Raw genomic sequence first — 18,980 nt, 5'->3', positions numbered from 1 at the left:
TAATAAAATCCTCCTCTATTTATTAACCATTACATTATTTAAGAGGATAAGATTAAAATGCTTCTCTATGAGAATAATTTAATCTTTCCTCTAAATATTTATTTCACTATTAATTAAATTGCACAACTTGTACATTCTTCAACACTTAATAATTTATTACGTGTATAGTATAAAGATTTCAGTCCTTTGTGATGTGCGTATACGTATAATCGTGACAATTCACGTGTTGAAATTTCAGAATTAACATATAAAATTGTTGAAATCCCTTGGTCTACATGTGTTTGAATTGTTGAAATTAAATCTATAAGTTTCATTTGATCAGTATTAAATGCTGATTTATAGTACCACATTGTTTCAGGTGATAAGAAAGGCATTGGATAAAATGTTTCAGCATTTCCATACGTACGTCGCTCAATTTGATCTACGATTGGCATGACCGAACTAGTTGCATTCTGAACATATGAAATACTTTGAGTTGGTGCAATAGCTAATCGATAAGCATGATATAAACCATATTCTTGTACTTGTTGTTGTAATGATTTCCAGTCTTCTGATGTAGGAATTTGCATATTAGCAAATAATTCTTTTACTTTTTCAAATTGTGGCACGAACTCTTGTGATGTATAAAAATCAAAATATTTGCCACTTGCATAATCTGATTTATCAAAATCTTGATATGCTTCTCCACGTTCTTTAGCAATTTCCATAGAACGTTCAATTGAATAATAGTTCATCATCATAAAGAAAATATTAGCAAAATCTTTGGCTTCTTCAGATTCATAGCCAATTTTATTTTTCGCTAAATAGCCATGTAAGTTCATTACGCCTAAACCTACAGAATGTAACTCATTATTTGCTTTTTTCACACCTGGTGCATTTTGAATATTTGCTTCGTCACTTACTACTGTTAATGCATCCATTCCAGTATGTACTGAATCTCTGAATTTACCCGTTTCCATTACATTCACTATGTTCAATGAACCTAAATTACATGAAATATCACGTTTAATTTCATCTTCAATTCCATAGTCATTAATAATAGACGTTTCCTGTAATTGGAAAATTTCAGTACATAAATTACTCATTTTAATTTGACCAATATTTGAATTCGCATGTACTTTATTCGCATTATCTTTAAACATTAAATATGGATAGCCTGATTGCAGTTGTGTTTGAGCAATCATATTCAACATTTCTCGTGCATCTTTTTTCTTTTTAAGAACATTAGGATTAGCTACAAGTTCATCATAATATTTTTCAATATCAATATCGTCTAATGTCACTCCATATTCTTGTTTTACAGTATGAGGTGCAAACATATAAAAGTCTTTACCTTCTTTAGCTAAATCAAAGAATTTAGATGGAACAATAAGACCAGTGGAAATTGTTGATAGACGTAAGTCTTCATCGGCATTTACTTTTTTAGTATCTAAGAATTCTTCAACATCATAATGGAAAATGTTTAAATATACTGCTCCAGCTCCAGGACGTTGACCTAATTGATCAGCATAACTAAATCCACCCTCTAATGCTTTTGCTACAGGTAATACACCTTTAGCTACGCCTTTAATACCTTTAATTGCTTCACCACGTGCACGTAATTTAGATAAATTGATAGCCACGCCACCACCAATTTTACTTAATTGTTTAGCAGTAGAATCTATGAAATTAATTGAGTTTAGACTATCATCAACTTCTAGTAAAAAACATGAAACAAGCTCTCCACGACGTGCGCGTCCTGCATTTAAAAATGTAGGTGTAGCAGGTTGATAACGTTGTTCAATCATCGCTAAAATAAATTGTTTAGCTTGTTCTTTATTACCATCTGCTAAATATAGAGCAACTATAGCAACATGTTGATTATAGTCTTCTAAGTACTTAGATTTATCATTTGTTTTTAAAGCATAATCTTTATAAAATTTGCTTGCAGACATATAACTAGCAAATTCAAAATTAATAGATTTTGCGAATTCGATAATTTCTATTAAATCTTCTTCGCTATACTTCTTAAATACATTAAAATAAAAATGATTATCTACTAAGTAATGTAAACGTTCAATTTCGCTATCAAAATAAATTGTTTTATCGCTAATTTCTTCTAAGTAAACGTTTAAAGCTTCTTGATCTTTCTCAAGATTAAAAAAGCCATTGTCTTTACGTTTAGTTACTTCATTGTTTAATTCAATATGATTGTACTTTTTCTCGTCCATAATCTTCATTGAAATGCCCCACCTTATCTCTAAATTCGATAACATCTTTATTTGTACCTTGAACCTCAAATTTCATTAATAAAGGCACATGGTATGTTTCAGAAATTGTTCGACCTGCTTTCGCAAAGTTTTGTCCCCAGTTACGATTACCACTAGCAGCAACAGCACGTATATAGGCATGATTAACTTCTAGAAAAGACTGTACTTCCTTAGGAACTTCACCAAAACCAATTGTACCTGTAACTAAAATATAAGGTTCTTCTATACTATCCTTACAATTGTCTTTATTGATTTCTAATACATTTTTAATTTCACTACGTTTTATAAATCTTCGTACATTTCCTGAAAAAGAGAAATAAACTACTTTCATAGGAACGCCCTCTTTCGACAATCTTATTAATTAAAAAGAAGTTCTCTTAGTCTTATAAGAAAACTTACTTTTAGAACGAATATCATTTCGTTAACTTAATCAAGCTAATACTACATATTGTGTTTCTAATTATTAATCTTTAAAAATCATTATTTGTAAATCGTTCATGTAAATAGTGTAGATTCCGAAAAAATCAACCCAAATAAGTGTGAAATTGCTACTAAAATGAATTATTCATACAATCTTTCTATTTTCCTCAAACACAACATATTGTGTCTCAATTCAAAACCCAACACTATATTCTGTGTTTCATTATACATAAATGATATCCTAATTAAAAGTTAATATTTGATGTCAAATGTTCGTGAAATCGGTTAAAGGTGCATCATAGCTATATTAAAAACTAAGAAAATTTTATTTTAGTTTTTTTAAGGTATTTCACTTGATTTTTTGCCTACCATTACTAAACCTTATTTATTCGGGATTTCCAATACATAAGAATGTAAATCGTAATATATTGTTAACCATTTATTAAAAAAATAACTCAATTTTTATATTAAAAGCCGAATAAATTTCTATTTTACGAATTAAAAATTTAGAGTATATCTAACCATATTAAGAACATATGTTCGTTATCATTATAATTTTTCTTTTTTATCTTTGCAAGTACTTATGCATCCACAAATAAATTATGCTAATATATAGACGTTAAATTTTTATAAATGAGGAGATATACTTTGAATCCTAAGGTAAAAGGTATCATTGCTATTTTAATTTCTGCTATTGGTTTTAGTTTTATGTCTGTTTTTTTTAGACTAGCCGGAGACTTACCCGTATTTCAAAAATCTTTAGCAAGAAATTTGGTAGCCATGTTTATTCCATTATTTTTCATAATAAAATATAGGCAACCTATATTGGGTAAAATGAGTAGTCAACCCCTTTTAATGACTAGATCGACGTTAGGTCTTATAGGGGTATTATTAAATATTTACGCTATTGATCACATGGTGTTAAGTGATGCTGATACTTTAATGAAGCTTAACCCTTTTTGGACTATTTTATTAAGTTTAATATTTTTAAAAGAGAATATTAAAAGGTATCAAATTATAGCTATGTTAATTGCTATTTTTGGTATGTTATTCATTGTTAAACCAGAATTTTCTTCAACTATGTTCTCTTCTTTAGCCGGTTTATTCTCAGGTATCTTCGCTGCATCTGCATATACTTGTGTACGAGCATTAAGTAAACGTGAAGCACCTTATACTATTGTATTTTATTTTTCATTATTTTCAGTCATCGTTCTGATTCCATTTTCTATTGCAACATATGAACCGATGACAAAGTTACAAATTATATATTTATTAGGAGCTGGATTATCAGCGGCAGTAGGACAAATTGGTATTACATTAGCATATAGTTTTGCTCCAGCAAAAGACATTTCTATTTTTACGTATGCTTCTATATTATTTACTGCATTATTTGGCTTTATATTATTCGGAGAAACACCAGATTTCTATGCATTTATAGGTTATATCATCATTATTGGCGCTAGTTACTTTATGTTTGAAAAAGCACGTAGACAATCTAATACATCTAACAATTAGGAGGCAAATTATGACACAAGGTCGCAATAAAGAAGAATTACAAGATATTACATTATTAGGCAATCAAAATAATAAATATGAATTTGACTATACACCCCAAGTACTCGAAACTTTTGATAATAAACATCAAGGAAGAGATTATTTTGTAAAGTTTAATTGTCCAGAATTCACTTCTCTTTGCCCTATCACTGGACAACCCGATTTTGCTACAATTTATATTTCATATATACCAAATATAAAAATGGTAGAATCAAAATCACTAAAATTATATTTATTTAGTTTTAGAAATCATGGTGATTTTCACGAAGATTGTATGAATATTATCATGAATGACTTAATTGACTTAATGGATCCTCATTATATAGAAGTATGGGGTAAGTTCACGCCACGTGGAGGCATTTCAATAGATCCATATACAAATTATGGTCGTCCAAACTCTAAATATGAAAAGATGGCCGAACATCGTTTAATGAATCACGATATGTATCCTGAAAAAATAGACAATCGATAAAATGTTTTTAACTCCTTTTATTTTTACTAATGTAATATAAAAGGAGTCATTTTTATTCTAGTTTTTTTTAATAAACTATTGCGATTTATTAAATTAAAGCGTATTTTAATATTATCGTTGAAATTTATAAAGATATAGGTCTTTTATTTTTATAAGTTATTATATTTTATTTGACTGAAAATTCTAAAAATTTATATTTTTAAGAAATTTTTGTAAAACTTAATTGTACAATCTTATTTACATAGTAATCAGTCATATTAGGAAAGAAAGGAGTGGGATGTTAATGGCAACAAATAACTCCCATGAACAAACAATTCAATCAATACCACAGAAAGGATTTTTCGGTCATCCTAGGGGACTAGGTGTGCTCTTTTTCGTAGAGTTTTGGGAAAGATTCAGTTACTACGGTATGCGTGCGATGCTCATATTTTATATGTATTTCGCAATACACCAGAATGGATTAGGTATTGATAAAACTACAGCAATGTCAATTATGTCAGTATATGGAGCACTGATTTACATGTCTTCTATTCCTGGCGCATGGATTGCTGATAGAATTACAGGCACACGTGGTGCTACTTTATTAGGTGCTGTACTTATTATTATTGGACATATCTGTTTAAGTTTACCATTCGCCTTATTTGGTTTATTCTCATCAATGTTCTTTATTATTATCGGATCAGGTTTAATGAAACCTAATATTTCAAATATTGTAGGTCGTTTATATCCTGAAAATGATACACGTATTGATGCAGGTTTCGTTATTTTCTATATGTCTGTTAACTTAGGTGCATTAATTTCACCTATCATACTGCAACATTTTGTAGATATACGTAATTTCCATGGTGGCTTCCTTCTTGCAGCTATTGGTATGGCATTAGGTCTTGTTTGGTATTTATTATTTAATAGAAAAAATTTAGGTAGTGTTGGAATGAAACCTACGAATCCACTATCTAAAGAAGAAAAGCGTAAATATGGAATGATTATCGGTATCATAGTAGCAATTGTGATTGTCGTATTATTAGTTACATATTATACCCATACACTTTCCTTCGATTTAATTAGTAATACTGTATTAGTTCTAGGAGTAGCTTTACCAATCATTTACTTTACAACTATGCTTCGTAGTAAAGACGTTACCGATGGAGAACGTTCTCGAGTAAAAGCATTTATACCTTTATTTATTTTAGGTATGTTATTCTGGTCAATTCAAGAACAAGGTTCTAACGTTTTAAATATTTATGGTTTGGAACGTTCTGACATGCAACTCAACTTATTTGGTTGGACAACTCGATTTGGAGAAGCTTTGTTCCAATCTATCAATCCATTATTTATTTTATTATTTGCACCAGTTATTTCTATGATTTGGTTAAAAATGGGTAAAAAGCAACCTTCTTTAGCTATTAAATTTAGTATTGGTACATTACTAGCAGGTTTATCATACATTCTAATTGGATTAGTTGGTTTAGGTTATGGACATACACAATTCTCAGTTAACTGGGTTATTTTATCATATGTAATCTGTGTTATTGGGGAACTTTGTTTATCACCTACAGGTAATAGTGCTGCTGTTAAACTTGCACCTAAAGCATTTAATGCTCAAATGATGAGTGTATGGCTATTAACAAATGCTTCAGCGCAAGCAATTAACGGTACATTAGTAAAATTAATTAAACCACTTGGTCAAACTAATTATTTTATTTTCTTAGGCACAGTTGCTATTGTTATTACTCTTATCATTTTAGTTTTCTCACCTAAGATTACGAAAGCTATGAAAGGTATTCACTAATTAAATACAAAATAGTAAAAAATACTTCTAGTTATAACATATAGAAGTATTTTTTACTTATATATTTAAAATTATAAAATTCAGGGTAATTATTTATAATATAATTTTAAATGAAAGTAGGTTGAACTATGGAGCAACAGTATAATCATGGGGTGTTATTTTACCATGAACATAGCGGACTTAAAGATATCTATGATGGATTGGGAGAAGTCGCTAAATCACTAACTCAGTTATGTAAGCATCTTTCAATACAATTAAGTGAAAATGAAGGTAACATTGAAAGATATTGTAAAGAAATAAAAGACCATACTTATAGTAATGATATCGATATCGTTTTTATATTGGGAGGAGACGGTACAGTTAACGAATTGATTAATGGTGTGATGAAATATGATCTAAACCTTCCTATAGGTATCATTCCAGGTGGAACATTTAACGATTTTACTAAAACATTAAACTTAAATCCTGACTTCAAAAAAGCTAGTGAACAATTGTTGTCTTCACATGTTGAGTCATATGATGTTATGAAAGTAAATGATAATTATGTACTTAACTTTGTCGGGCTAGGACTTATGGTGCAAAATGCTGAAAATGTTCAAGAAGGACGCAAAGATATCTTTGGAAAATTAAGCTATGTTGGTTCCACTGTAAAAACACTCATGAATCCCGACCATTTTGATTATACAATGACAGTAGACGACAAAGAATATAAAGGAAATACGTCTATGCTAGTTATAGCAAATGGACCTAATATTGGTGGCAGTCGCATTCCACTTACAGATCTTTCTCCACAAGATGGAAAATTAAATAGTTTTATATTTGAACAACAAAGTTTTAGTATTTTAAACGATATTTTCAAAAAAAGAGATAGCATGAATTGGAATGAAATTACCGAAGGAATTAATCATATTCCAGGTTCTCACATAACATTACGCACTGAACCAACTATGAAAGTAGATATTGATGGAGAAATTAATTTAGAAACACCTATCACTATTGATGTGTTACCTAAAGCAATCAATATCCTTACTTTTTCGAATGATGAGAAATAACAACTATATCATAATCAAAAGGTATGTATGATTGCTTCAAGCTTCATACATACCTTTTTACTTTAATTGTTATTTAAAAACATTGCTTCTACATCTTTCCAGCCATTCACTCGTTTAAAACGTGTTTCATTTATATTATGTGCAGCCGTAAAGATAATAGGTTCTCCTTCGAAAATTTGAAGCTGACGAGGATTATCATCTATTAAATAATCTGTTTTAACAATATTTTTTCTTCCACAAAAAATAAAATGCTGTGGATCTAAAAATGGAAAATATTCTAATAACCATTCATATTTATCATGAAATGAAGTGGGTACGTCCATTGCCGCTGTAGCGATATATACATCATAATGCTCATTAAGTTTTTCTACTACCTCTTGAGCATGTGGTATCACTTTAAGATGTCTAAAAAACTCTGGCGCTCTTAAAATATCTCTTACTAACCCATCATGTTCAGGAATCACATGGTTTAATTTGTGACCATTTAATGATTCCATTGTAATTCCTAATTTAGTTTCAATATTAACTGCTTCAATAATTGCACCTAAAGTATCTGCTAATACTTCATCCATATCTATTGCTATAGATTTACGTGCCATGCTATCACTTCCTTAGTTATCTTTTGCACATTTTCAAAGTATAGCAAAAAACCTTTAATTCGTCATGAATCGTAATTAAAGGTTTTTCATTAGTTTAATAATTAAATTGTTTTAATACTTCAATCATTTTATTATTTTGTTCTTCAAATCCAATTGTAATACGTACTCCATTAGGAAATGGTCTAGTGATACAGCCAACGTTTAGTAATTCATTATACAATGCTTGTGGCTTATCTGTTACTACAAATACAAAGTTCGTTTGACTAGGTAAAAAGTGTTTACTTTGTTCAATGTCATAAAACTTTTCACGTTCTTTTGCATTTTTTTTAGTAATCTCTTTTAAATAATCTTGATCCTCTAATGCTGCAATCGCTGCATATTCTGAAATTCGTGTCACATTAAATGGTGGACGAATGATATTCCATTTTTCAATAGCTTCATTTGTTGCCACAACATATCCTACACGTAAACCTGCTAATCCATATGCTTTAGAAAATGTTCTTAATAAAAATGCATTATCAAAGCGTTCTTGTAGTTTTAATGTATCAGGATAATCTTCAGCAGTGACGAATTCGAAATACGCTTCATCAATTAAGACTGGCACATGACTTGGAACACGTTCCAAAAATGACTCTAATTCATCATGACTAAAATATGTACCTGTAGGATTATTAGGATTACATAACCATACTAATGAGGTATCAGAATTAACCTCTTTTAAAATGCCTTCCAAATCAAATCCGCCATTTTTTAACGGTACTTTTACAACTTCAGCTGATTCAACAATCGCATTATGATAATATTGTCCAAAAGTAGCTTCACTTGTCACAATTTTATCTCCTGGTGTTAAAACTGCTCTAGAAATCATAAGTATTACTTCATCTAAACCTGCGCCAAATAAAATTCGAGATTCATCAACATTTAAATGCTTACTAATTGCTTTTCGTAATGATGGAGAGCCTGTTTCCGGATAGTAGAATAACTCATCTAAGTGCGCTTCAATTGCTTCTTTTACACGAGGTGATGGTCCATATAAATTTTCATTCGATGCTAGTTTATATAACTCACCTTCTATACCAAATTTTTCTTTAAGTGCTTGCGGTGATAACCCAGGTTGATATGCCGATAATTGTTGTAGTTGTTTTTTCATTTATGATCACTCCTATATAAATTAAGTTACTTTCCTTTTTCACTTATTAATTAAAATAGTACCATAAATTATCGATTTATACTTTATGTGTTAAAAAGCTCATAGATAAAATGTATCTATGAGCTTTTTACAAATTTAATGTGCCAATCCTTCTTTTTCTAAATATTGTTTAGCAACTTTATATGGATCTTCATTTTTCACTGTCACTTTATAATTCATTTCTTGCATTTGTTCATCCGTAATTTTATTTGATAATTGATTTAAAGCTTTTTTAATTTCCGGATGTTCTTTTAGAAACTTTTCTTTAAACATTGGAGCACCTTGATAAGGTGGGAAAACATGTTTATCATCTTTAAGTACTACCATATCATATTGTTTTAACTCAGCATCTGTAGAATACGCATCAATAAGATTAATGTCGCCTTTCTCTATTGCCGTATAACGTAGTTTAGGTTCCATTTGTTTAATATTAGAAAGATTCAAGTTATATTTTTTAGCTACTGCTTTATAACCATCATCTCTATCTTTAAATTCCATAGTAAATCCTGGTTTAAGTTGACCTTGTACTTTACGTAAATCACCAATTGATTGTAAATTATATTGTTTAGCAAAATCTCTTTTAACAGCTAAAGCATAGGTATTATTATATTTCATTGGTTTAAGCATCGTCATATTATATTTTTTCTCTAAACTTGCTTTAGCTTGGTGATATACATCAGCTTCTTTTTTAGATTTTAGATCCTCTTTAGTAAGTTCTCCTAGTACTGTACCTGTAAATTCTAAGTACCCATCTATATCGTCTGATTTTAACGCATTAAATAAGAATGAGGTTTTACCCATACCACTTTTAACGTTAACTGTATCATGTGTTTCCTCTTCAATTAATATTTTATACATATTCGTAATAATTGAAGGTTCAGAACCTAATTTTCCTGCCATAGTAATCGTTGCACTTTTTTTACCAAAGAGTGGAACAACAATAACAAGTAAGATAATTAATAGAATAATACCTAGTGTAATAAGAAGTTTTTTATAAGATAATTTCGCCATATAACGCAATATAAAATCAAATAAAATAGCTAATAATGCAGCTGGAATAGCGCCAATCAATATAAGTGCTGTATTGTTACGATCAATGCCTAATAAGATCAAATCCCCTAATCCACCTGCTCCAATTAATGCAGCTAATGTAGCAGTACCAATAATAAGCACCATAGCTGTACGTATACCTGCCATAATGACTGGCATTGCAATAGGTAACTCGACTTTAGTTAAACGTCGCATTGGTTTCATACCGATACCTTTGGCTGCTTCTGTTAGAGAAGGCTCTACTTCTTTAATACCTGTATATGTATTTCTTAAAATAGGTAATAGCGCATATACTACTAATGCAATAATTGCTGGAACTTTTCCTATACCAAAAATTGGAATCATTAATCCAAGTAAAGCAAGGGATGGAATAGTTTGTAATACCGCTGCGATATTCATTACAACTTCAGATAAACGCTTTGTTTTAGTTAAAGCAATACCAAGTGGTACTGCAATTAAAATTGCGATAAATAAAGCAATAAAAGAAATTTGTATGTGCTCAAAAATTGTTCTTAGTAATTCTCCTCTACGATCATTGAGCGTTGTTAAAAATTCGTTCATGTTTTAACCCTCCTTATCATTTTTAGATAGATAGTCAAAAACATCTTCTCTTCTTAATAATGACTGTGTTAAAGCATGATTATTTTCTACAATGACTGCTTCATGTTTAGCAAGTATCTCGTAAATATCTTGAAGTTTCATACTATCTTTTATAATTGGGTATCCTTGTTTTTCGTCATATTCAGTAAGTGTTCTTGTAAGATTTAGATCGGAGATTTTTGAATTATTGATATCTTTATGCAAGTGATCGCCCATAAACTCTCGAACAAATTGATTTCTAGGATGCTCTTGGAATCCTTCAGGTGTGTCAATTTGTTCAACACGACCATCATTTAATAAACAAATACGATCTCCTAATTTCATTGCTTCTTGTATATCGTGTGTTACAAAAATAATTGTCTTTTTAATTTTCGTTTGTAATTCTAATAAATCATCTTGTAATTTTTCTCTACTAATGGGGTCTAACGCACTAAAAGGTTCGTCCATTAATATTACTGGAGGATCAGCTGCTAATGCTCTTACCACGCCTACACGTTGACGTTGTCCTCCCGATAATTCATCTGGTTTACGATCTCGGTATGTATTTGGATCTAATCTAACCATATCTAATAATTCATCTACACGTCGATGAATATCTTTGTCTTTCCACTTTTTCATTTGAGGAACTTGTGCGATATTTTCTTTAATCGTCATATGCGGAAATAATGCGATTTGTTGTAGTACATATCCAATATCCCAACGCATCTCATAAACTGGATAATCACTCACTGGCTTATCTTTAAAATAAATGTATCCTTCACTTAACGGTATTAATCGATTAATCATTTTTAAAGTAGTTGTTTTTCCACAACCTGAAGGTCCGATTAAAATAAAAAATTCTCCTTCATTAATTTTAAAACTCACATCATCAACTGCAACATTCGTTCCATAACGTTTTGTTACATTTTTAAACTCTATCATCTTGTCACCTTCATTTCCTTCACATCACTATAAAATTTATATTGCTTATTTTCTATTAAATCATGTTTATTGATAAATTCATACTTAATAGATTTAAATACTAATTATTTTTTAACAATAAAAAATAAAACAACTTAAAACATTTTTCTAGCTTCTAAGTTGTTTTATTAAGTCATATTTAATTTTTTGTTAGATATTCGTTTTATATGATTGGATTGTTTCAAGAAATTTAGGACAATAATGTTTTAACTTATAGCTTCCTACACCATCTATCGCAATCATTTCTTGTTTAGATTCTGGTTTACGTTTAGCAAACTCTTCTAATGTATAGTCAGAAAAAATACTCACAGGCGCAATATTCAACTTTTCACTTAATTGACGGCGAACTTCTACTAATTCACTATATAAAGCACGATCAACGCCTTCTATTGTATTAATGAAAACTTTTTCCTTACTTTTATGTTTAAATGGCGTCGTATACACTGTGACATCATTATTCAATAATTCTTTCACACTTTCATCACACGTTAGAATTTCATTATATTCATTTAAAAAGCCTTTAAACCGTAACTCATCAATTAAATGACTTAACTCTGAAGTAGTATAGTCTTTCATCAATCCATGTGTTGTAAGTTGATGATAATGATTGTATTTAATATAATCACTTAATTCTCCACGTAACACTTGAATAATAACATGATAGTTTTCTTGTTGACGCATGCGTGCGATACAACTAATAATCATTTTTGCTTCATTGGTCATGTCATAAGTTTTATTTTGTTGAATGCAATTACTACATTGACCGCATTCCTCTAGACGCGCATTCGGTTCAAAATAATGTACAATTGTCGCTTCTAAGCACTTTTTCGTTTTAGTATACTGAATCATTTTAGTTAGTTTCTCGCCCATTTTATCTTTATAATCATCATCTGCTTGCGAAACAGTAATAAAATATTTATGTAATCCTTTATCTCTTTCACTAAATAATAAAATACATTCACTTTTTAAGCCATCTCGTCCTGAACGACCCGCTTCTTGATAGTATGATTCAAGATCTCCAGGCATGTTGTAATGAATAACATAACGAACATTAGATTTATCAATACCCATTCCAAATGCATTTGTTGCGATAACCACTTTAATACGATCGTATACAAAGTCATTTTGAGCTTCTTCTCTTTCTTTATTTGTTAAACCTGCATGATAAATAACAGAAGCAATATTTATAGATTCTAGAGATTCTTGTAATTCTTCTACTTGTTTACGCGTAGAACAATAAATAATACCTGCTTGATCTTTATGAGCTTTAGCATATTCAATAACAAATTTTTGTCTTTGATATGTCGGATTTACTTTAAAAATGAGATTACGTCTTTTGGTACTTGTTTTAATTTCATCTTCTTTTCGGATATTTAATTTTTCCATAATATCCTGTTGAACTTCGGCCGTAGCTGTAGCTGTAAGAGCTACAATCGTAAAATCTTGAGGTAGTGTAAACACTTTGTTTATGACGCTTTGATAACTAGGTCTAAAATCATGTCCCCATTTTGAAATACAGTGAGCCTCATCAAATGCAATTAAGTTAATATCAATTTGACTAAGCAACTTTAAAAAATAGTTACTTTCAAAACGTTCAGGTGCCACATATAAAAATTGAATGCCTTCAGTGATTAACTTATTTTCAATCTCAGATTGTTGTTTTTTATTTAAACTACTATTTAGATAGGCTGCTTCGATACCCATTGCTTTTAACTGATCCACTTGGTCTTTCATTAAAGAAATCAATGGACTTATTACTATCGTTGTACCACCTAACATTAAACCAGGCACTTGATAACATATTGATTTACCACCACCTGTAGGCAAGACACCTAATACATTATGATGATTTAATATTTTAGAAATTATCTCTTTTTGACCTGGTCTAAACGTATCATAACCAAAATAATGTGACAAAGTTGCTTCCATACTTACATTCCCCTTATTGCTCTTTTATTTCTTCTAATTCACTCCATCTCGTGATGTCTACATCATATGATTGCTCTAGATGTTCTTTTTCTTCATTTAATTCTTTTATTTTAGCGTAGTCAGCGCTCGCTTCTACCATTTCAGTATCAATCTGCTCTAGTCTATGTTCTGTCGTTTCAATACGTTCCATTAGGGCTTCATATTCACGTTTTTCTTTATAAGACAGTCCCGTCTTTTTACGAACGTTTGATTTAGTTTTAGGTTGTTGAGCTTGTTTTTCAAGTATATCCTGTCGATCTTTTTCTTTTTTATAGGCCTCATAATCTTCGAATGTTCCAATAATACGTTCTAATTGGCCATCGTGAATATACCAATATTCTTGTGCTACTTTATTTAAAAAATAACGATCATGACTTACTGTAACTACTGCCCCTCCGAATGTACTAATGTAGTCTTCTAAAATTGTTAATGTTTCAGTATCAAGATCATTGGTTGGCTCATCAAGTAACAGAACATTAGGTTGATGAACAAGCAATCTTAACAAATATAATCGTTTTTGCTCTCCACCTGATAATTTATAAATCTTTTTACCATGAGTAGCACTCGGAAATAGAAATCGCTCTAACAATTGAGTAACTGAAACTGAAGTACCATCTTTTTCTTTTGCCACTTCACTTTCTTCTCTCAAATAGTCAATCATACGTATGTCTCTATCCAAAGTTTCTTCTGTTTGTTTAAAATAAGCTATTTTTACAGTTTGGCCAACTTTTAATTCTCCAGAATAATCAGTATCATCTTGATTTAAAATATTTAACATTGTCGTTTTCCCTGCACCATTTGGGCCAACAATACCAATTCTTTGACCACTTTGAATAATTTCAGTTACATCTTTGAATAATATTTTATTTTGAATCTTTTTCGTTAAATGATCTAACTCAAATACTTGTTTGCCTAATCTAGAATAAGCAAGATTGAGTTGACCTTTATCTTTTTGATGATGAGATTGAACTTCTGTCTCTAAATCATTAAATCGATTAATTCGAGCTTGTTGTTTTGTCGTTCTTGCTTTTGCGCCTGTACGCATCCACGCAAGTTCTTGTTTATAAAGTGCTTTTTGCTTTTCTTGTTGTTTTTGTTCAATCACTTCATTTTCAGCTCTCATTGCAATGTAATCTTCATAGTTTCCTGGATAAGATTTAAGTTTTCCTCTATCTAATTCCACAATACGTGTAGCAATCTCATTTAAAAAATAGCGATCATGTGTCACAAATAAAACTGTATGTGGATATTGCTTAACATAGTTAATTAACCAATTAATTGATTCAAAGTCTAAATGGTTTGTAGGCTCATCTAACAATAACAAATCAGGTTGTTCAATAAGCGTCTTAGCTAAGACAACACGTTTTTGTTGTCCCCCTGATAATTCTTTAACTTTTTTAGTCGTATTATTAATACCTAATTTTGATAAAATAGTTTTAATTTCAGCATTGTAATCCCATGCATGGTGTTGATCCATAAGTTCTTGAGCTTCCATCATTTTTTTAAAATTCGCATCGTTTTGATGTTCTGTATATATAGTCACAGCTTCTTCATATGTTTTAATAATACGTAAAGTATCTGTATCGGAACTTAGAACAGCTTGAAATACTGTCATATCACCATTTAAATGTTGCTTCTGTGAAGAATAACGAATGCGATACTGATTAGGATGAGTTATATCGGCTGAAAAATCTTCATCTAAACTACCAATGACTTTTAATAAAGTACTTTTACCAGTACCATTTATACCTACAAGTCCAATTTTTTCATGTTCAGAAATAGAGAGATTTAAGTCATCAAAAATAACTTTATCAGCATATGATTTATTTAGTTGTTCTATTTTATACGCTTCCATATTTTTACTTCCTTTTTAATATCGAAATTTCAATATATTTCTGATAAGCTTAATTCAGTTCTATATATTATACACCTTTTTAATGCTAAATGATATAAGGAGAAAATAGATATGATAGACTTTTTCGAAAATTTACCACCTTATCTTCAAGCACTTATTGCCGGTATTATTACTTGGTTATTAACCGCTTTAGGTGCTGCATCAGTCTTTATTTTTAAGACTGTAAACAAAAAAATTCTAACTTCTATGCAAGGTTTTGCCGCTGGAATTATGATTGCTGCAAGTTTTTGGTCTTTATTACAACCTTCCATTGATTATGGTACAAATGGTCATTTACCTGCTTGGTTACCTGCTGCGATTGGTTTTATTCTAGGTGGTGTGTTTATTAGAGGACTTGATGCAGTCATTCCACATATACACCAAAAAATCGGTGATAAAAGTCAATATCGAGAAGGCGTTAAAACTTCTTTAAGTAAAAATGCTTTACTAGTATTAGCTATCACTTTACACAATATTCCTGAAGGTTTATCAATTGGTGTAGCATTTGGTGGAATTGCAACTGGAAATGGACAAGCTACCTTTTTTGGAGCCCTTGGTTTAGCAATTGGTATTGGTATTCAGAATATTCCAGAAGGAGCTGCTTTGTCCATGCCGATTAGAGCCGCTGGTGCAACACGTTTTAAAGCATTTAATTATGGTCAAGCATCAGCAATAGTAGAACCTATTTTTGCAACTATAGGTGCCATTGCAATTATTTTTATCACTCCAGTACTACCTTATGCATTAGCTTTTGCAGCAGGAGCAATGATTTTTGTAGTTGTAGAAGAGCTTATTCCTGATTCTCAATCGGGTAATAATACAGATTTAGCTACATTAAGCTTAATGCTTGGTTTTGTAATAATGATGATATTAGACGTATCATTAGGATAATTAAATTAAAGAATAAGCCTGAGACATAATAAATTGTTTTAGGCGTTTTTTATATATTGGCAGTCAATTCTAGTCTCGGAACTCCAACATAAAAATTTTCAATAAGAAAGTCTACGTCTAACGCAAGTTAAGAATACGTTGCCACAATAAAACGACGAATTCAAAATGAATTCTGTCACACTCCCTTTCTTTTTTGTTTATTTTTAATGCAACTATAAAAAACCCGTAGATAAAACTTATCTACGGGCATTTAATATAGAATGTTTATTTTACACACTCTCTAATATTGAATTATTTTTGATTTCCATAAGGACCTATTTTGTAGTCATATTTTGACGGATTAATTTTTTTGAAATCTGGATTATTGTAGAATCTGAATAGGTCACCATTTAATACGTCGTCACTCATTTCTAAATCTTTTTCCACCTGTTTCTTATTTTTTTCTAAATCTTTAGGTGGCGTTGTTATTAATTCATTATTTTTATTTGAATATACTTTACCATTCACAAATTTATAATCTTTTGTGATGAAATCACCATTACGGAATGGAATCACATCATTATGATCTTTAGATAACATATCTGTACCCAACATTAAATAATTCTTCGAGTCAATACCAACTAAATGTAAAATAGTAGGCATAACATCCACTTGTCCAGCATATGTTTCATCTACAGTCCCATTTTTACCAGGAATTTTTAACCAGAAGCCAGTACGATTTAAATCTGTGAATTTAGCTGGTGTAATTTGCTCACCCAGTAATTTTTCCATTGCATTGTTATGGTTTTCAGAAATACCATAATGGTCACCGTAAATCATAATAACTGAATCATCATATAATCCTTTAGTTTTCAAATCATTAATATACTGTTCTAAAGCTTGATCTAAGTAATGCGCCGTTTGAATATATCCATCTACAGTAGAATCGCCTGTATTCGGCTTATCAATACTTGCATCTTCTGAATTTAAAGTAAATGGATAATGGTTAGTTAATGTAATTAAATGGGAATAAAAAGGTTGTTTCATTTTAGATTGATATTCTGCTGATGCTTTAAAGAAAGGTTTATCTTTTAACCCTAAGTTCACGACATTTTCATCCGACATATCGTAATATGTTGCATCGTAAAATTTATCTATACCAAAATGTTTATAAATTTGATCACGGTTCCAAAATGTTTTGTAATCCCCGTGCATAACATCAGAAGTGTAACCTTCTTTTTGATCTAAAATTGCTGGTAAAGATTGATATGTGTTATCTCCTTTTAATGAATACGCAGATCCTTGAGGTAAACCATATAAACTATTATCCATTGTAAATTCTGAATCAGAAGTTTTACCTTGTCCTGTTTGATGGAAGAAGTTTGGATAATATCTAAAGTCATCGTTACCAGTCGATAATTTATTTAAGAAAGGTGTAACTTCCTTACCATTTACTTTTTTATTAATTAAAAATGTTTGAAAACTTTCCAAATGTATTTTTATGATATTTTTCTTCTTAGCAATACCATAATATTCAGGGTTTGGTTCCGTATTTTTTTGTTTCGTATAATTTAAAACACGAGTTAAATCATCTTCAGAAGCCAATGCTTTTTGTTGATTGTTTTGAATCGTTTTAACACCATCATATACAGTAAAATTATATGGTCCTAAATATTTAACTAAATATTTGTGATCAAATGTACGAGTTAATAATTCAGGTCGATCAGTTTCAGCAAAAGCTAAGTTTAAAAAGAACAATGCAATTGATGCTGCCATCACTACTGGTACAAACTTTTTACTAAATACACGTTTGTCTAACCAACTTCGTTTAAAAATTAAAATAAACAGATATACAATCGTATCTAAGAAATACACAAAGTCATACCATTTAAAAGAGGCACTTACTGCGCCCCCCATCGATTCAACGTTACTCGCTTGATTTAATGTACTAAACGTTAAAAAGTCTGAGAAGAACCTAAAATAAACAACATTAGCATAGAGTAAAAATGTTAATAAGAATCCTCCAATAAAAATAAACCAATATGCTTTCTTACCTTTAAAGAACAAAAAGATACTTAAAATAAGCGCGATTAAACTATATGGATTCATCAATAGTATTAAATTTTGAACTAATCCTTTAACACCTAAAGAAAAATCTACATAGTATGAGAAATACGTTTTCAAGGTTACTGTAAATACAGTCATTAAGAAAAACGCAAAAAGACTTATTTTTCTTTTGTGTAAACTCATGAATGTTTCCTCCGTTTATAGTTATTCAAATACGGCCATTTACAAATGCTATTTTTAAAATTTA

The 18,980-nt window shown here is 30.2% G+C and carries 14 protein-coding genes; 5 read left to right on the top strand and 9 right to left on the bottom strand.

From position 1 onward, the window contains the following. Positions 1 to 113: 113 nt before the first annotated feature. Positions 114 to 2,219 carry a class 1b ribonucleoside-diphosphate reductase subunit alpha gene (gene nrdE / locus HMPREF2881_RS07810; RefSeq protein WP_002488027.1) on the bottom strand — a complete coding sequence of 702 codons (2,106 nt, stop codon included), beginning with the start codon at positions 2,217 to 2,219 and terminating at the stop codon, positions 114 to 116. Continuing rightward, positions 2,182 to 2,580 carry a class Ib ribonucleoside-diphosphate reductase assembly flavoprotein NrdI gene (nrdI, locus tag HMPREF2881_RS07805; RefSeq protein ID WP_002449085.1) on the bottom strand — a complete coding sequence of 133 codons (399 nt, stop codon included), beginning with the start codon at positions 2,578 to 2,580 and terminating at the stop codon, positions 2,182 to 2,184. The genes nrdE and nrdI overlap by 38 nt, the downstream gene beginning before the upstream one ends. A 737-nt stretch (positions 2,581 to 3,317) precedes the next feature. Between nrdI and HMPREF2881_RS07800 the strand changes: the two genes are divergently transcribed. The 4 genes from HMPREF2881_RS07800 to HMPREF2881_RS07785 all read left to right on the top strand — a co-directional run bounded on the left by HMPREF2881_RS07800 (position 3,318) and on the right by HMPREF2881_RS07785 (position 7,536). Further along, positions 3,318 to 4,184: a DMT family transporter gene (locus HMPREF2881_RS07800; protein ID WP_002449096.1), complete on the top strand. Its 867-nt coding sequence runs from the start codon at positions 3,318 to 3,320 to the stop codon at positions 4,182 to 4,184. Positions 4,185 to 4,194: 10 nt separating this feature from the next. Next, positions 4,195 to 4,695: a preQ(1) synthase gene (queF, locus tag HMPREF2881_RS07795; protein WP_002449091.1), complete on the top strand. Its 501-nt coding sequence runs from the start codon at positions 4,195 to 4,197 to the stop codon at positions 4,693 to 4,695. A gap of 283 nt (positions 4,696 to 4,978) precedes the next feature. Continuing rightward, entirely contained in the window at positions 4,979 to 6,484 is a 1,506-nt protein-coding gene (locus tag HMPREF2881_RS07790) for an S-Cys-Gly-3M3SH uptake peptide MFS transporter (protein ID WP_002449073.1), read from the top strand. A 128-nt stretch (positions 6,485 to 6,612) separates the two neighbouring features. Further along, positions 6,613 to 7,536, top strand: coding sequence for a diacylglycerol/lipid kinase family protein (locus tag HMPREF2881_RS07785; RefSeq protein ID WP_002449080.1), 924 nt, complete (start codon positions 6,613 to 6,615; stop codon positions 7,534 to 7,536). A gap of 62 nt (positions 7,537 to 7,598) precedes the next feature. Here HMPREF2881_RS07785 and HMPREF2881_RS07780 read toward each other — a convergent pair whose 3' ends face one another. The 6 genes from HMPREF2881_RS07780 to HMPREF2881_RS07755 form a co-directional block, all read right to left on the bottom strand. After that, positions 7,599 to 8,135: a 5' nucleotidase, NT5C type gene (locus HMPREF2881_RS07780; RefSeq protein WP_002449087.1), complete on the bottom strand. Its 537-nt coding sequence runs from the start codon at positions 8,133 to 8,135 to the stop codon at positions 7,599 to 7,601. A 94-nt stretch (positions 8,136 to 8,229) separates the two neighbouring features. Next, positions 8,230 to 9,285, bottom strand: a complete 1,056-nt coding sequence (hisC, locus tag HMPREF2881_RS07775) for a histidinol-phosphate transaminase (RefSeq protein ID WP_002449088.1) — start codon at positions 9,283 to 9,285, stop codon at positions 8,230 to 8,232. A gap of 135 nt (positions 9,286 to 9,420) precedes the next feature. Next, positions 9,421 to 10,935, bottom strand: coding sequence for an ABC transporter permease/substrate-binding protein (locus HMPREF2881_RS07770; protein ID WP_002488025.1), 1,515 nt, complete (start codon positions 10,933 to 10,935; stop codon positions 9,421 to 9,423). A gap of 3 nt (positions 10,936 to 10,938) precedes the next feature. Further along, a complete protein-coding gene (locus HMPREF2881_RS07765; protein ID WP_002449069.1) occupies positions 10,939 to 11,895 on the bottom strand; it encodes an ABC transporter ATP-binding protein in 957 nt (318 codons plus the stop codon). Positions 11,896 to 12,084: 189 nt separating this feature from the next. After that, a complete protein-coding gene (gene recQ / locus HMPREF2881_RS07760; protein WP_002488023.1) occupies positions 12,085 to 13,863 on the bottom strand; it encodes a DNA helicase RecQ in 1,779 nt (592 codons plus the stop codon). Between the two features lie 13 nt (positions 13,864 to 13,876). Beyond that, on the bottom strand, positions 13,877 to 15,757 hold the full coding sequence (locus HMPREF2881_RS07755; protein WP_049418629.1) for an ABC-F family ATP-binding cassette domain-containing protein: 1,881 nt from the start codon (positions 15,755 to 15,757) through the stop codon (positions 13,877 to 13,879). A 111-nt stretch (positions 15,758 to 15,868) separates the two neighbouring features. Here HMPREF2881_RS07755 and HMPREF2881_RS07750 point away from each other — a divergent pair, with 111 nt between their 5' ends. Beyond that, positions 15,869 to 16,687 carry a ZIP family metal transporter gene (locus HMPREF2881_RS07750; protein WP_002455634.1) on the top strand — a complete coding sequence of 273 codons (819 nt, stop codon included), beginning with the start codon at positions 15,869 to 15,871 and terminating at the stop codon, positions 16,685 to 16,687. A gap of 291 nt (positions 16,688 to 16,978) precedes the next feature. On the opposite strand, the gene ltaS is transcribed toward HMPREF2881_RS07750, so the two are convergent. Beyond that, positions 16,979 to 18,916 carry a polyglycerol-phosphate lipoteichoic acid synthase LtaS gene (gene ltaS, locus HMPREF2881_RS07745; RefSeq protein ID WP_002449089.1) on the bottom strand — a complete coding sequence of 646 codons (1,938 nt, stop codon included), beginning with the start codon at positions 18,914 to 18,916 and terminating at the stop codon, positions 16,979 to 16,981. Positions 18,917 to 18,980 lie beyond the last annotated feature (64 nt).

Origin of the sequence: Staphylococcus sp. HMSC057A08, assembly GCF_001812925.1 — a bacterium.
GTDB lineage: Bacteria > Bacillota > Bacilli > Staphylococcales > Staphylococcaceae > Staphylococcus > Staphylococcus hominis.
Note: the sequence above shows the minus strand (reverse complement) of the source record. Positions and strands in the feature narration are given on the sequence as shown.